The sequence below is a fragment of the Rhizobium sp. S96 genome (genome assembly GCF_030382195.1).
Classification (GTDB): Bacteria; Pseudomonadota; Alphaproteobacteria; order Rhizobiales; family Rhizobiaceae; genus Rhizobium.
Genome location: NZ_JAUDRY010000030.1, coordinates 1 through 15,140, shown reverse-complemented (window position 1 = coordinate 15,140; position 15,140 = coordinate 1). Strand labels below are relative to the sequence as shown.

Below are 15,140 nucleotides of genomic sequence, written 5' to 3'. Positions count from 1 at the left end.
TATCCGCGCGCCAAATGTTGGCTTACTCTCGGGTAGCCTAAAGCGCGTGAAAACACCGCCAGATCCTCGACGCAGTCACGGATGTCACTCGGCCAGATCAGGACGCCAATATCGAGCATCTGAACTTGCTCGTTGCGGCGATCACATCAGCTTGTCCAGCGTGATTGGCAGGTCCCGGATGCGCTTGCCGGTCGCGTTGTAGACGGCGTTTGCGACGGCCGCGGCGACGCCTGTGATGCCGATTTCGCCGATGCCACGCGCGCCCATGGGGGCTTGAGGATCGGGGCAATTTGTATAGAGGATCCTGATGTCAGGCACGTCCATCTGAACGGGCACATGATATTCGGCCAGCGACGCGTTGATGACGCGCCCCGAACGTTCGTCGAAATTGGTTTCCTCGGTCAACGCCATCCCCAGCCCCATGATGATACCGCCCTTGAACTGGCTCGTTGCGGTCTTGGCATTGAGGATCTGGCCTGCGTCGAATGAGCCGAGGAAGCGCGACACGCGGGTCTCGCCGGTGACTTCGCTCACTTTCACCTCGCAAAATTGCGCGCCGTAGGAATGCATCGAAAACGCCTCCACTTCGCTCGGCTGCGACGCCTGCGCCTCGCAGACGATGTCATGTCTGCCCGAGCGTCGAAGGATCGATTCATAGCTCTCGAAGCGCGACGCGTCGTCCTTGTGGACGATGCCGCCATTGCCGATCTCGACATCGCCCAACGTCAGCCCGGCAAGTGGTGAATCATTCCCGGCAAGCTTGATCAACTCTTCGGTCAACACCTCGGTGGCGGCGATGATTGCACCGCCGATGGAAGCAGTCTGCGTCGAGCCACCGGCGATCACCCCACGCGGCAACCTGCTGTCACCATGCTCGAACGTCACATGTTCGAGCGGGATCCCGAGGCGGACAGCGATATGCTGGGCCTGTGCTGTCGCGGTCCCCATTCCCATGTCGTGCACTGCCGTCGATACAGTGGCGCGGCCGTCGATCGTCAGCCGAATGCGCACGGCACCGCCCGGGAAACGGTAATAGGGGTAGGTTGCCGTCGCGCAGCCCATGCCAATCAGCCATTCACCGTCGCGCTGTTGGCCGGGCGTTTCGCTACGCCGATGCCAGCCGAATTCCTTGGCGCCATTTTCGTAAGCGGCAACGAGATGGCGAGAGGAGAAGGGTTTGCCGCTTGTCGGGTCCTGCCGGGGTTCGATACGACGGCGTAATTCGATCGGATCGAGACCGAGCTTTTCCGCCAACTCGTCAAGGGCACATTCGAGCGCGAACGTGCCGACGGATTCGCCTGGCGCGCGCATGAAGGTATTCGCGAGCATGTCCATGTCAGCGACCTCCTGGGCCAGCCGAAATGTCTTGGCCGCGTAGAGATGGCGCGCAGGGAAGGTGAACTGTTCGGGACAGGAGTTGTGGCGCGTCATCGCGACAATGCCGGTATGGATCAGCGCCTCGAGCGAGCCGTCCGCATTTGCCCCGAGCGCAACCCGCTGTTCGGTTACAGTCCGACCGCCGACAATGCGGAAGACACCCTCCCGCGACAGCATGATGCGAACCGGCCGTTTGGCAAGCTTGGCGGCCGCACATGCCAGAATCTGATGATCCCAGAGACACTTGCCGCCGAAACCACCGCCCACGAAGGGCGAAGTGACGTGAACCTTGCCGGGGTCGATGCCGAAAATATCGGCCAACTGGCCGGTCGTGAGGTCGAGCAGCTGGCTCGCATCGTGAACCCTCAGCTCGTCGCCAGTCCAGGCGACGGTGGCCGCGTGCAGCTCGATCGCATTGTGATTATGCCTCGGCGTCCGGTAAATATGGTCGACCTGAACCGGCGCCTGTCTGAGCGCCGCCTCGGCATCGCCGATTTCCAGGATCGGCAGCTCGCCCAGCAGGGTGTCGAGCTGCCGCGGCTTCTTCTTGGCTTCGGCGAACGACGTGACGGCCGGCAGAAGCTCATATTCGGCAGCGATAAGGGAGGCCGCGTAGTCTGCTTCCTCCTGCGTTTCGCCGAGCACGACTGCAATCGGTTGACCGTTCCAGTGGATCTCGTCGTTTTGCAGGACGGGCAGGTCACTTGCGCCAGCCGCCGTCGGCGAAGACATCATCAGAGATGGTGCCTTCATGCGCGGCGCATTGCGATAGGTCATGACGAGCACGACGCCGGGCGCCTTTTCCGCCGCAGCTGTCTCGAGCCGGGTCAGGCGTCCGCGTGGAATGGTGCTGTAAGCAAGGGCCGCATAGCACAGATTTTCGTACGGCACCTCGGCTGCGAAACGTGCCTTGCCCTGCACCTTCAACGGACCGTCGATGCGCGAGATGGGCTGCCCGAGGGTACCGTGCTTGCCCAGCAGCGGGTCCGAGGTGACCGCTGGCTGCCAGCGGCCCGGCTTGGGATTCTGGAGGTCTGTTTGCCCGCTCATGCTTCTCGTCCCTTCAGTTCGCCAAGGACCGCAACGATGGTGCGTTTTGCCAGTTCGATCTTGAATTGGTTATCGCGCAGCGCGACCGCGCCTGCGAGCTCCGTCTCCGCCGCGGCACGAAAATTCTCCTCGTTGGCAACCCTTCCCTTGAGGGCCGCCTCGGCATTGAACGCCCGCCAGGGCTTATGTGCGACCCCGCCGAGCGCCAGGCGCACGTCGCGCACGGTTCCCTTCTCATCGACATCGAGCGCGGCGGCGACCGAAATGAGCGCAAAGGCATAGCTCGCCCGGTCGCGTACCTTCCGATATGTGGATCGCTGCGCGAACGGCAGCGGCGGGATTTCGATCGCGGTGATCAGTTCGTTCGCACGCAGCTCCGTTTCGATATCAGGGCGATCTCCTGGCAGGCGGTGCAGGTCAAGCAACGGTATCGCGCGTGCACCGGTCGGCCCATCGAGGTGGACCATTGCGTCAAGCGCGGCGAGCGCCACGCACATGTCCGAGGGGTGCGTGGCGACGCAGCTATCTGAGGCGCCGAGGATGGCGTGATAGCGATTGAAACCGTCCCGCGCGTCGCATCCGGATTGAACGTCTCTTTTGTTGCAGCGTGCCGCGGTGTCATAAAAATAGCGACAGCGCGTCCGTTGCAGGATATTGCCGCCGACTGTCGCCATGTTGCGGATTTGAGCGCTCGCGCCGGTGAGAATGGCACGAGACAGCATGGGGAACGCCGACCGCACGTACATATCGGTGGCGAGCGCAGTGTTTTTCACCGCCGCGCCGATCATCAGGGGGCCATTGGGGCGCTGTTCGATGACGCCAGGCAAGCCCGTGACGTCGACGAGCACTTCAGGCCGCTCGACCGTCTCGCGCATCAAATCCACGAGATTTGTGCCGCCGCCCAGATATTTCGCTGCTGCGTGACTGCTCGCCATCTTGATGGCCGCCGATGTGTCGGCTGCGTGCTGGTATGTGAACGGGTTCATGCGCGTACCCTCCGCTCAGCCGGTGAAATCTGCGAGGGGGGCTCGTCCAGTTCTCCTCGGGAGTAAGACCCGGAGATTGCCTCGACAATGCCGTTATAGGCGCCGCATCGGCAGAGATTGCCGCTCATGCGTTCCCGCACCTCCTCGCCGTCGAGCAAATAGTGCTCGGCTGAAAGATCCTTCGAAACCGCGCTCGGAAAATTCCGCCTGATCTCCCCCGCCATGCCGATGGCGGAACAGAGCTGGCCCGGTGTGCAGTAGCCACATTGCAGCCCATCATGATCGACAAAGGCCTGCTGCAGCGGATGGAGGGTGTCGCGGCCGGCGAGCCCTTCGACTGTGGTAATGGATCGCCCTTGATACTGAACGGCCAGCGCAAGGCACGAATTGATCCGTTCGCCATCGACGAGGACAGTGCATGCGCCACAAGCGCCTTGGTCGCACCCCTTTTTCGTACCGGTCAAACCAAGAGTGTTGCGAAGGAGATCGAGGAGCGAGGTTCTTATATCGGCGGAAACCTCAGTCGGCTCGCCGTTGATCGTAAACTGCATAAGCAGTCCTCCTTATGCCGAAGCAGGCGTTTTCATTCCACCTGAACTGACCTAGGGACACTCTAGAAAAATTCAAACGATTGGCTGGCCGAAGCCCACCATTTGTCTCCCCCGGCTGCCTCGATGAGGAGGTCGCCGCCGGTTGCCGAGAAGCAATCCGGCCTTCTTTCTGGCGGGCAATCAGCACTGAAAGCGTGGGGCATTGCCGCGCGTGGATCGATGGCTTCCAAAGCTTTTCAACCACTGCTATCTTAGTGATCTCGCATTCACCCTCACGACGGTGTTGGATTTGGGAAACCAGACTTCAGGAAGTCGAACAACGACCCCGCCGTTCTGGATAAAGAACCACATAGTGCTCCTCATGGGGCTCTTCTGCGTTGCCGTCATTAGCGTCGTTATGCTGTCGGGGGCGCGCTATTGGCACGATCTCGTGACAGGCAGGGTGGATCCGGCGGTCCAGGATGAGAGTCTGTCCGCCCAACCGGCTGACGACGGAATTGCCGCGCCCCTCAGCGCACCATCATCCACGATGACCGGAACGCGCCTTTTCGATGCGCCGGTCTCTGAACTGACCGGCCAGTTCACGCGCACATGGCGCATTTCCGGACCTCAGATGTGCGCAGCGTTCCGGGACGCGGGCATTGAGGCGACGGAATGGCGCGCCGCATCCATGCGCAGCGTCACCTACGAATGCTACTTTCAGCGCATTTACGAAAGAGACGAGATACGCCCCCTTCGCTCGACCTTCCTTCGCGTTCGAGGCAACGCATGGGGAGAGGTGCTTGAAATCAGCGGCAGAATTGTTGGGCCGACGACGGATGATCAAGGAAGCCTCGATCCCTCCCTCATGCGCATCTTCGAGGTTCTCGTCAGTCAGGTGAAGTGGGGCGATTTTCAGGACACGCTAGGCCCAATCCGGAAGCTCCTGGATGTCCGCTGCGAACGCTTCGGTGCATCTTTCGAATTCACACGAGAGCTGAGCCAGGACAATAGTTACAATTTCACGCTGGTCCTCTCCCAGGGCTCCAACCAGCAGATTCGCACGCGAGCCTATTTCTCCCAGGACAGGTGGATGACCAATCCGGACTACCGGAGGACGCGTCCCGTGCTTCCAATGCTGTCGAGCCGGTAATTCAAGGCGAGGCGCTTTTGCCGATAGCGGGGAGGGGGCTTAAGCGCTTGACCAGTCTGCGTTCCAATAGCAGCGCCGTAAACGGCTTGCCCAACCAACCGCTTCAAAGACCGCGGTCGACAAGATGAACAGGTCGCGAATGACTTTGGAGTGTTGTGGAAAGCCGTTTCATCCCCATGACAGCAGCAATTGTTCGCAGTATCGACGGCCGTAGCGGCCAGTTCGAAGGGCCGACACGCAGCGTCGACGAAGTATTGGCGCGATAACAATGAAATCTACGCCTCCGACGATCGGAAACTCCGAAGAGCGGACGGGCGTGATCCAAGGGATGGGGCAAGCGATGAGTGAGACGGGTGGTTATTTTCCGCGTTGGCGGCTGAAGACGGAGGGACGTATTCTTCCTGACGAGCGGTTGCCGGCCGCACAGACGGTGGTGCTTGGCTTCCAGCATGTCGTGGCGATGTTCGGCTCGACCGTACTTGCCCCGATGATCATGGGATTCGACCCGAATGTGTCGATCCTGTTTTCCGGCATTTCGACGCTTATCTTCTTTATCGCTGTAGGCGGTCGCGTGCCTAGCTATCTCGGCTCGTCCTTCGCCTTCATCGGCCCTGTCCTGGTCGCGACTGCCGCTTCGGCAGGCGTCCCCAATCCGAACATAGCCTTGGCGCTTGGTGGCATCATCGCTGCCGGCGCGCTCTATACGCTGATCGGCATCATCACCATGCTTGCCGGCCATCGCTGGATCGAACGGCTGATGCCGCCGGTTCTGACTGGCGCGATCGTGGCTGCGATCGGCCTTGTGCTGGCGCCGATCGCGATTTCCAGCGCATCGGGCACAGGTGCCGCGAGCCCGGATGGCAGCCAGCTGTCGCGGTGGGTCGCGCTCCTGACGGTGGCTGCGGTCGGCCTCATCGCCGTTTACGCGCCGGGAATGACGCGTCGCCTACCGATTCTCCTCGGCGGGGCGATCGCCTATGTCGTTTACCTGATACTCGCCAACGGCTTCGGCTTCGGCACGCCAGTTGATTTTTCGGGTGTCGCTACTGCGAGCTGGTTCGGCCTGCCACACTTCACCTCGCCGGTGTTTTCGGCGTCAGCTGTTACTCTGATTGCCCCCGTCGTCGTCATCCTCGTTGCGGAGAACCTCGGGCATATCAAGGCAATCGGCGCAATGACGGGTCGCAATCTCGATCCGTATCTCGGCCGTGCCTTCATCGGCGACGGTCTGGCGACGATGTTTTCAGGCTTCTTCGGCGGCACGGGCATGACCACCTATGCAGAAAACATGGGCGTCATGGCGGTCACGCGGATCTTTTCGACGCTTGTGTTCCTGGTGGCTGCTTGTGTCGCAATTCTTCTCGGTTTCTCGCCGAAATTCGGCGCGCTCATCCAGACCATTCCGGGACCGGTCCTTGGCGGCCTGTCGATCGTCGTTTTCGGCCTCATTGCAGCGACCGCGGGCCGCATCTGGGTCGAAAACAAGGTGGACTTCTCCGAGCCGCGCAATCTCATCACCGTCGGTGTTGCGCTGGTGCTGGGCGCCGGCAACTTCAAGCTCGATGTCGCGGGCTTCACGCTCGACGGGATCGGTACCGCAACGATCGGCGCGATCGCGCTTTATCACGCGCTTGGTCTGACGCGCCGGCAGACCATCTGAAGGCGACGTGTTCCTTCTCTCGAGTCACTGAATGCCGGACTCTGTGCGAGCCAGAGCCGGCATGCTGCTCTCGCTCCCTTGTCATGCCGCAACAACGATATCTGCGCCTGATGCCAAGCGATCGGTTGGATTACTTCTAACTCGGCGTTAGGTGACAAAGGGTCAGCAAGGGGATCGTCCTTTGCCGCAGAGGGAGAGCATGGTGAAGACGCGATTTGCGATAGCCGCCGATGCCGCATTGGCACTGGCGAAGAACGGGGCAATGGTGCCTGAGAACCACGTTATGGTTGCTCCGACACTTCTGCGGTCCCAGGTGTTGTCGCAACTCTACTTCGCGGTGCGCAGCGGCGAACTGACGAAGAAAGAGGCTGACTTTCAGCTCGATTATCTTCGAGCGCTACGAATCCGGTTGCTTGGCGATCGCGTGCTGCAACGGCACGCATGGAATATCGCCAGCAAGCTCGATTGGCCGGACACCTATCGCGCCGAATACATCGCCGTAACCCAGCTTCAGGCAGATGCGCTGGTCACTCTCGACAGTGATCTCGCGAAAGCGGCGCGATCTTTCGTTCATGTCGCCTCATTGGACGATTTGCTGGGTACCGCCAGCTGACCCTCACGATCGATGCCAAACGTGAAGCGCAAATCTTCGACAACGCCGGGACGGTCGAGACCGCCGGCCCGGTCATTCCACCACGGTGGGAATATCGCTCTCGGTGTGACCGCGCAGAGATTTTTCCGGCATGAGCCAGAGGACAAGAAGCGATAGCGCCATGGCTGCGCTACAGGCCAGGAAAATATAGGCGAAAGGCATTGCCGATGTGAGGGACGCACTTCCCATCTGCAAGCTCTCGCCGCCGAGCGGCAGCCCGTTGCCGAGCGCGATGGCACCAAGAATGGCGACCCCCAAGGCTCCGCCCAGCGATCTGAGGAACGTCAGCACGCCCGTTGCAACGCCGAGATGCGCCTGATCCACCGCATTCTGGACGGAAATCGTGGCGACCGGAAATGTCATGCCAGTGCCGAACCCCGCGCCGACGGTCAGGAGCTCCAAGACAAGCAAGGACGATCGGCCGGTCAAAAGCGCCAGCACGGCAAGGCAGATCAAGCTGAAGAGGGCGCCGACAATGGCGATCATCTTGTAGCGCGCGACCCGTGGGATCGTGCGCCCGCTAAATGTCGCACCGGCGACGGCGCCGAGCAGCAGGCCGAGCATGGCAACGCCTGACGCGCCGGCGGAAAGGCCGTGGAACGATTGCATATAGACGGGAAGGTAGACCGACAGGCCAACATTGGCGGCCTGCGCCGTGAACATCGAAAGGGTGCCATATCGCACGATTGGATTGGCAAGAACGTCCAGCGAGATCAGCGGCTCGACGGCGCGCCGCAACCGCAAACCAAACATCGCCCAGAGAGCCGCGGAAGCACCCAGCAATCCGATTATCGTCGACGACAGCCACGAATACTGGCTGCCACCCCAGTTGAGAGCGAGCAGTAGCACGGCCGTCGCGGCAACGAGGAGTGATGCGCCTGCGGCATCGATGCGGTGCGAGCGCGCGGTGATCGGCAACTTCTTCAGCGGATTGTTGATGATGGCGAGCGCGACCAGCCCGAGCGGAATGTTGATCCAGAAAATCAGCGACCAATGAAGATGCTGGGCGAAGGTACCACCCAACAGCGGTCCGGCGATGCTTGCCACCGCCCACGTGCCGGAGATCCAGGCGGCGTACCGTGCGCGCTCCCGTGGTGGCACCAGGTCGCCGATGACCGTTTGCGAAAGCGCGAACAAGCCGCCACCGCCGAGGCCTTGCACGGCGCGACCGATGATCAACAGCAGCATGTTGGGCGCAAGCGCGCTGATCAGGGATCCGATGAGAAAGATGATGATGGCCGCAAAGATGGTCGGGCGCCGGCCGCGAACATCCGAGATCTTTCCGTAAAGCGGCGCCATCGCCGTCGCGGTCAGGAGATAGCCGGTCACGATCCAGGGAAGGTAATCCGCATGCCCGAGCGCCTTGCCGATTGTCGGCATCGCAGGGGCAACGATCGTTTGGTCCAGTGCGGCGAGCAGCATGGACAGAAGGACGCCCGCGATGATGACGTTCTTTTCTCTCTCCGACAGTGGGGATGTTCTTGCGGCCGTCTCGTTGTGAGGAGTTGCCTCATTCATTTCTTCAGTCCTGTCTTTCCGGTGGTCGCGCAAGGCTTCAGTCGTGGCGAAGCCCTACACCTGCCTGCAGAGGACGCCAACCCTTTGAGAGAACGCCCTCGCTATCAAAGAGATATCAGAGAACCGTGGACAGTACCTCCGCGTCCCGCTTGTTTAGGCTTGGACGGTTGACCCTTGGTCAGGTGCTATGATCTTGTTGCCAGATTAGGTGCCGTTCGACGCGCTATCATTGCGCCCGAGGCCGCATCGTGGAGCGACTGGCAGTGGGGCGTTTGGCATCTTGAACGTGCGTGAACCTCAAAGTGGCACCTCCGACATCAAACGATCGCGTGGCCGTCCGCCAGCTCAGGATGAACCGGCGCGCCGAGCGCAGATAGTTGAGACGGCACGCGAAACGTTCGCACAGCTGGGCTACGCCAGTACAACCACCGACATCGTTGCGTCACGCTGCCAGATTTCAAAGCAGACGCTCTATCGTCTGTTTCCGAGCAAGGAGGAGTTGTTCATCGCTGCAACGAAGACGCCCGCTCAGGCGCTACTCGACCTCCCTCGACCCACGCATGAAGACGTCGCGATAGAAGAGGTCATCGCGAGGATTTTCCGGATCGATAACAACGGGGCGATCAAGGCCAGCCATGCCGCGCTGATTATCGCCGTGATGAACGAAATGCCGGAAGTTCCTGAGATGGTCAGGGAGCTGGCTCTTCGCGAGACCCGCCGCGCGAGGAATTGCCTTGCCGATTGGCTGCGGGGCGAGATGGCTAAGGGGACCCTGCGTATCGATAGCCCCGAAAGCGGCGCGCGGTTGCTGATGGATATGATATTTGCGGGCGCATACCCACGCGATGGGTGGGCTGACGAGGCGGCCAGGAGAGAACACCTGGGGAATTGTATCCGGTTTTTTCTGCGAGGGGCCTCGGCATCTTGATTTTGGGTACGGATAAGTACTACGCGTGATTGGCTTGATGGGAATGGGCGTTCATCCGAGGCGCTGCGGCCTGCGATGTCAAGCGCGGGAGGAACGATGGTAAGGCAGCGGCCGAAGCCTCCATTTTCAGAAGATGCTTTGCAGCGCGCGGTGTTCCGCGTCCTCAGGCCGCTGGTGCGGCTCTGTCTTGCAAGCGGTCTGAACTATGTCGCGTTTTCCGCGCTCATGCGACGGCTGTTCATCGATGTGGCCGAGAAAGACTTCGCGCTTCCCGACAAACAGCAGACCGACAGCCGCATATCCCTGCTGACCGGCATTCATCGCAAGGATGTGAGCCGTCTGCGCGAAAGCAGTCTGTCCGTAGACTCCTTGCCAGCGCCGGCGTCTCGCACCAGCCGCATTGTTGCGCGATGGTTGGCCGACCCGCGTTGCTGCGATGAAACCGGGGTGCCGAAAGCACTGCCGCGGGTTTCGTCCAACGGCGAGTTCTCATTTGAAAACCTGGTGGGGGAAGTGACCAAAGACCTCCATGCGCGGGCCGTTCTCGACGAATGGCTCGACCGTGGCCTCGCGGTGCTCGACGAAAACGACCATGTGCAACTACGCGTCGATTCGCTCGTATCAAGCGCGGACACGCAAACGCGTCAGCACTATTTCACCCGCAACCTGCATGACCACGCGGCGGCGGCAGTTGAGAACATGCTTGCCGAGGTGCCGCCGTTCTTTGAGCGCGCGGTTCACTACAACAACATTTCCGACGCTCTCGCCAAGCGGCTCGAGGCAGCAGGCAGAGAGGAAGCGATGTCGATGTTGCTGCGGCTCAATCGCATGGCGAACCAGGCTTTGGAAACGGACGCGGGCGGCGATCACCGCTGGATCGCAGGCGTGTACATGTTCCAGGCTGAAGACGACCAGCCAACGTCGAGATTGGGGACGGCGGAGGCCGACGAATGAAACGGCTGGACACATCGCGCCGCGGTTTCATGCAGGCAATCGCTTTCCTGCCATTCGCTTTTGCAGCAAAAGCCGCCGAAAAGCCGAAGCCGCATGACCACGGCATCGGGGGGACAGGCGCATATTTGCGCGGCGGCGACGATCAGGGTATCGGCGGCACCGGTATCGTTGGAACGATCACCGGCTTCGGCAGCATCATCGTCAACGGCGTGCGCGTGCCCTACGCGACCGACGTTCCTGTCTATATCGACGGCCGGCCCTCGAGTGCCGACAAGATGCGGCTGGGGCATGTGGTCCGGGTCTTGCTCAACGGCACGCAGGCGCAGTCGATTCACGTCACCAGCGAAGTGATCGGTCCGATCAGTGAGATCAAAAACACTCGGATCTATATTCTTTCCCAATCAGTCGATATCACGACGCTGGCGGATCGGCCGCGCTTCAGGCGAGGGCAGATGGTTGCGGTTTACGGCATCCGAAAGCCGGACGGTACAATCGTCGCAAGCCGCATAGAAGGTCGCCCGGCGTCCATAGCCCCAATTCTTCGCGGCATTGCCACACGACAGGATGGGGATCTCGCGATCTCAGGCTTTGGAATTGGTCGCCCAACGGCCGGACTTGTGGGCAGCCGCGTGGTTGTGACCTTCCTCAAGTCGGGTGGCACCTGGCGCCCCGGCAAGGTGAAGGCGGATGATATCGTTCCTGGAATGACGCACGGAACGGTCAATATCGAGACATTCGTCGAGAGAAACGGGTCCACCATGCGGACCGGCCTTGGTTTTCGTTTGAACGACAACAGGCTGCAGCCGTTCGGCAGAGGCGGACGTGCACTTCTCAACGTCCCAGTGGCTGGGGGCCACCTTGATCCGGGTCCAGGTGGCTTTGGTCGACCGGATGATCGGCCGCGGTTCAATAGAAGTGGACCTGGCGGACCGCCCGGCGGCTTCGATCGTCCAGACCCGGGCGCGTGGGGCGGACAAAATATGCCTGATATGCCGCCTCCCGGCGGACCCCGGAGAGCGCCTCCGGGCCGCCCACCACCACCGGGGCCGCCCCCTCGATAACGCCGGGTGCTCGATTTGGCGCCAGATTGACAAATGGGTATTTTTCCCATTTATCGTATCCACGTACTGCTTCAAGCAGGACGATGATTCGCGATCGAATGTCACTGCCCTGCCAGAAGGCGAGCTCATGCAAGTAGCTTACCCCTGTGACTGCCCCATAGAAGGCCTCGATGCCGTCGACCCGATCATCACGTGGGAGAATCACGATGAGATTTTGGATATCTTTCGGCGAGCTGACAGTGTCGCGATGAAGATTTCTGAGCTGTGGCAGGTGCGGAAAGGCAGCCGCCTCAGGCAGGAGGATGTTGACTTCCTCGTGGAGCTTCTGGGTCTTCAGGCACATTTGTCCGAGACTTTATCGCGAGTGTAGCTCAGGCGGGATTGATATCCCTTGCCGGGGAACCGCGCAGGACGGATGCAGCGGCTGCGGCGTGTCCTAGAGCGCGATCACTTCAGTTGCTTATCCCTATAAAACGGAGTGCTCCTCGGATTGCGGCGGCGGCGACACTCAAGCAGCCCAATGCTGATGGCTTTACATCCGGTTCCAAGCGTAGGCTAGCAGATCTGAGGCCTGACAAAGCCAGTAGCCCGTTCTGATCTCAATTTGTTGAGAGTTCCATAATTTAGCTTACGCAACACGACGCGTGTAAGAGCTATTTAGTAATGCGACAGTCTCGCCTTTCGACGCACTGGTCAAATTCAACGTTGGGAGCAAGGATGACGATCTTCAGCCTGGTCGAGACCATGAACGGTCGGAGTCGTGATGTCTTGTTTGATCACCATATCGCAGAAAGAGTTGCATCGTCTTGAACTTATCCAGAAGATCCGTGACCAACGCCTAAGCGTTGTCCAGGCTGCCGAACGGCTCGACCTCAGTCGAAGTCAGGTCCATCGGCTGCTGCGGGCCTATGACCGGGATGGTCCGGCCGGCCTTGTTTCAAAGAAGCGATCACGACCAAGCAACCGGCGCCATAGCGAAGAGTTTCGCAATGCGGTGCTGGATCTGATCCGCGAGCGCTATCTGGATTTCGGTCCGACGCTGGCACGCGAGAAGCTGCTCGAGTTGCACCAGATCTCGGTCGCCAAGGAGACGCTGCGGCAATGGATGACCGAGGCTGGTATCTGGATTTCGCGTCGTGAACGCAAGAAACGGGTTTTCCAGCCACGTGGTCGGCGCGACTGCTTTGGCGAACTGGTGCAGATCGACGGATCGCATCACTGGTGGTTCGAGAACCGCGGCCCCAAATGCGCCCTGCTCGTCTATATCGATGACGCCACCGGCAAGCTATTGCACCTGCGTTTCGCCGGATCGGAGAATACGTTCGACTATCTGCATGCGACAAAGGATTATCTGCAGCAGTGGGGCAAGCCGTTGGCTTTCTACAGCGACAAACATGGTGTCTTTCGATCGACGCATCCGTCGAAGAAGGACGGGACAAGCGGTCTGACGCAGTTCGGCCGGGCGCTTTATGAGCTCAACATCGATATCATCTGCGCCAACACCCCTCAGGCCAAGGGTCGGGTGGAACGTGCCAACCAGACATTGCAGGATCGGCTTGTGAAGGAATTACGGCTTCGCGGCATTGATACGATCGAAGCTGCCAATTCCTATGCGCCTGAGTTCATTGCGGATTTCAACACTCGCTTTGGCAAGCAACCACGCAATCCAAAGGACATGCACCGACCGCTGGCCAACCACGAGAACCTCGATGGTGCCATGTGCCGGAAGGAAGTCCGCACGCTGTCGCAATCTCTGACGCTACGCTACGACAAGGTGCTGTTCATTCTCGATCCGACCGAGATTTCCAGGCCACTGGCTGGCCAGAAAGTGATCGTCTGCGACTACCCGGACGGACGGCTCGAGATCATGCACGAGAGCTTTTCCCTGCCCTACAGGACCTTCGATACGTTGCGCTCGGTGCATCGTGCGGAGGTCGTCGACAACAAGCGGCTGGACGACATGCTGTCGATCGTCGCCGAGTTGCAAGCCGGCCGAGAACAGCAACGCAGCAAGAGTGGTCCCCGACGCACCGGGCAGAAGGATCATATGTTTGGCATTCGCGACGGTAGCACCGCCAACGGCTATCAGAAGCGGGGACGCAAGCCGAGGACAGATTACATGAACAATCCGGCGGTGATTGCACGGCGAGAGAAAGCGTTATTGAGGCAACCAGCGGCGGAATAAAGATCGTCAGTGCACGCCGATGTCGCTTTGCGTATCCGATTCCAGCTGCAGGCATGCGGACCAAAGCGGTGTCTTGTGGAAGGATCCGTCCTGGAAGAGTGTGAGGCCCTCTCTTGCTTCATAGAGCAAGCCGAGCCAGCACAAGCGCTGTAAGACGCCGTATTTTAGATCGGATTTCAGCTTCCAGGCCTCCAGGGTCATTTCGGTTTCCGAAAGAGGCGCCAGATCTGGATAGAGGATTTTCACAACCTCCATTGGCGTGCAACCTTCTCTGGCCTTGATATTGAGAAGATTGAGGAACATGCGCCACCAGCGCAACCGCGCTTGCACCTCCTCTTCCCGTTCGGTGGCGTGGATGTAGGAATAGAGATAATCCGTGGCGACCAGATCGAAGAAGGCGTTAGGGTTCACCAGAAACTCGCGACCGCGTCTGGTTGGCAGCAGCAAATCCTTTTTCCGACGAAGCAGCTTCAGATGATGGGTCATGTCGCGCACGACCCAGAGCGGCGGCATGTCGCGTTCATTGAGCACCTTGTGCATGCTGTAGAGGTCTTCGGCTGTAAAGTCGGGCCAGAGGAAGTTAACAGCGGCCCAATGCACGAACTTGCGGTTCATGGCGCCGGTTGCCGTCAATCCTATGCCGCCCTCACCGTCGGCATAGGCAACAGCAAGAAGCATGCCGCGAACGAGTGGTGACAGCGCGGCGACATTGACGTCACCCTGCAGTTTGATTTCCGGAAGCATCGTGTGACTTTGATCCCTACCCCGCCCCTATGCAGGTACGCACGAGTATCAGCCGGAGACGGAACAATTGCTACTGAGAAAGCTAAAGCCGAAGAGGAGCATCATCCCCCGCCCCCGCTCCGCCCTTACAACCCGGCCCAGCCGGCCGGATCGGGGGCTGATCGTCAGAGCCAGTGTCGCATTTCTAACTGGCTGACAATATCGCAGCCCTATTCAGCTTTGACAGACGCGAGCGATCGGTACATTCTATTTCCAAGTGCGACATGCCAATGATTTCAACGGCTTCACTTTGGAGATTTTGGCATGTCCCGATGCTATACGCAGCTTGCTCTCGCCGACCGA

General features: G+C 60.1%; 12 protein-coding genes. 7 read left to right on the top strand and 5 right to left on the bottom strand.

Translation table 11 applies throughout. The features are described from left to right. Positions 1-141 precede the first annotated feature (141 nt). Genes QTL94_RS22170 through QTL94_RS22160 form a run of 3 tightly spaced genes read right to left on the bottom strand, consistent with a single transcriptional unit; the run spans position 142 to position 3,964 of the window. Positions 142-2,427 carry a xanthine dehydrogenase family protein molybdopterin-binding subunit gene (locus QTL94_RS22170; RefSeq protein ID WP_065691879.1) on the bottom strand — a complete coding sequence of 762 codons (2,286 nt, stop codon included), beginning with the start codon at positions 2,425-2,427 and terminating at the stop codon, positions 142-144. Then, positions 2,424-3,413, bottom strand: a complete 990-nt coding sequence (locus QTL94_RS22165) for an FAD binding domain-containing protein (RefSeq protein ID WP_289803113.1) — start codon at positions 3,411-3,413, stop codon at positions 2,424-2,426. Before QTL94_RS22165 ends, QTL94_RS22170 begins: the two co-directional genes overlap by 4 nt. Continuing rightward, on the bottom strand, positions 3,410-3,964 hold the full coding sequence (locus QTL94_RS22160; RefSeq protein ID WP_289803112.1) for a 2Fe-2S iron-sulfur cluster-binding protein: 555 nt from the start codon (positions 3,962-3,964) through the stop codon (positions 3,410-3,412). Before QTL94_RS22160 ends, QTL94_RS22165 begins: the two co-directional genes overlap by 4 nt. Positions 3,965-4,325: 361 nt before the next feature. Between QTL94_RS22160 and QTL94_RS22155 the strand changes: the two genes are divergently transcribed. From QTL94_RS22155 to QTL94_RS22145, 3 genes are all read left to right on the top strand, one after another. Further along, positions 4,326-5,096 (top strand): DUF6030 family protein, encoded by a 771-nt coding sequence (locus QTL94_RS22155; protein WP_289803257.1) that lies wholly within the window; start codon positions 4,326-4,328, stop codon positions 5,094-5,096. A gap of 340 nt (positions 5,097-5,436) precedes the next feature. After that, entirely contained in the window at positions 5,437-6,756 is a 1,320-nt protein-coding gene (locus QTL94_RS22150; RefSeq protein WP_289803111.1) for a solute carrier family 23 protein, read from the top strand. 199 nt (positions 6,757-6,955) lie between these two features. Next, on the top strand, positions 6,956-7,369 hold the full coding sequence (locus QTL94_RS22145; RefSeq protein ID WP_065691881.1) for a type II toxin-antitoxin system VapC family toxin: 414 nt from the start codon (positions 6,956-6,958) through the stop codon (positions 7,367-7,369). Positions 7,370-7,441: 72 nt separating this feature from the next. Here QTL94_RS22145 and QTL94_RS22140 read toward each other — a convergent pair whose 3' ends face one another. Further along, positions 7,442-8,926 (bottom strand): MDR family MFS transporter, encoded by a 1,485-nt coding sequence (locus QTL94_RS22140; protein ID WP_289803110.1) that lies wholly within the window; start codon positions 8,924-8,926, stop codon positions 7,442-7,444. A gap of 286 nt (positions 8,927-9,212) precedes the next feature. Here QTL94_RS22140 and QTL94_RS22135 point away from each other — a divergent pair, with 286 nt between their 5' ends. From QTL94_RS22135 to QTL94_RS22120, 4 genes are all read left to right on the top strand, one after another. After that, a complete protein-coding gene (locus QTL94_RS22135; protein WP_289803256.1) occupies positions 9,213-9,854 on the top strand; it encodes a TetR/AcrR family transcriptional regulator in 642 nt (213 codons plus the stop codon). A gap of 96 nt (positions 9,855-9,950) precedes the next feature. Further along, a complete protein-coding gene (locus tag QTL94_RS22130; protein WP_289803109.1) occupies positions 9,951-10,808 on the top strand; it encodes a DUF6502 family protein in 858 nt (285 codons plus the stop codon). After that, positions 10,805-11,869 (top strand): DUF5666 domain-containing protein, encoded by a 1,065-nt coding sequence (locus QTL94_RS22125; RefSeq protein WP_289803108.1) that lies wholly within the window; start codon positions 10,805-10,807, stop codon positions 11,867-11,869. Before QTL94_RS22130 ends, QTL94_RS22125 begins: the two co-directional genes overlap by 4 nt. Before the next feature lie 763 nt (positions 11,870-12,632). Next, positions 12,633-14,054, top strand: coding sequence for an ISNCY family transposase (locus QTL94_RS22120; RefSeq protein WP_289803107.1), 1,422 nt, complete (start codon positions 12,633-12,635; stop codon positions 14,052-14,054). A gap of 6 nt (positions 14,055-14,060) precedes the next feature. On the opposite strand, the gene QTL94_RS22115 is transcribed toward QTL94_RS22120, so the two are convergent. Next, positions 14,061-14,798 (bottom strand): hypothetical protein, encoded by a 738-nt coding sequence (locus QTL94_RS22115; protein ID WP_065693364.1) that lies wholly within the window; start codon positions 14,796-14,798, stop codon positions 14,061-14,063. Between the last annotated feature and the right edge of the window lie 342 nt (positions 14,799-15,140).

Coding starts and splice junctions, on each gene's coding strand:
- QTL94_RS22155 (WP_289803257.1), top strand. CDS start 4,326: ATGGGGCTCTTCTGCGTTGCCGTCATTAGCGTCGTTATGCTGTCGGGG.
- QTL94_RS22145 (WP_065691881.1), top strand. CDS start 6,956: ATGGTGAAGACGCGATTTGCGATAGCCGCCGATGCCGCATTGGCACTG.
- QTL94_RS22150 (WP_289803111.1), top strand. CDS start 5,437: ATGAGTGAGACGGGTGGTTATTTTCCGCGTTGGCGGCTGAAGACGGAG.
- QTL94_RS22130 (WP_289803109.1), top strand. CDS start 9,951: ATGGTAAGGCAGCGGCCGAAGCCTCCATTTTCAGAAGATGCTTTGCAG.
- QTL94_RS22160 (WP_289803112.1), bottom strand. CDS start 3,964: ATGCAGTTTACGATCAACGGCGAGCCGACTGAGGTTTCCGCCGATATA.
- QTL94_RS22170 (WP_065691879.1), bottom strand. CDS start 2,427: ATGAGCGGGCAAACAGACCTCCAGAATCCCAAGCCGGGCCGCTGGCAG.
- QTL94_RS22125 (WP_289803108.1), top strand. CDS start 10,805: ATGAAACGGCTGGACACATCGCGCCGCGGTTTCATGCAGGCAATCGCT.
- QTL94_RS22115 (WP_065693364.1), bottom strand. CDS start 14,798: ATGCTTCCGGAAATCAAACTGCAGGGTGACGTCAATGTCGCCGCGCTG.
- QTL94_RS22140 (WP_289803110.1), bottom strand. CDS start 8,926: ATGAATGAGGCAACTCCTCACAACGAGACGGCCGCAAGAACATCCCCA.
- QTL94_RS22120 (WP_289803107.1), top strand. CDS start 12,633: ATGTCTTGTTTGATCACCATATCGCAGAAAGAGTTGCATCGTCTTGAA.
- QTL94_RS22165 (WP_289803113.1), bottom strand. CDS start 3,413: ATGAACCCGTTCACATACCAGCACGCAGCCGACACATCGGCGGCCATC.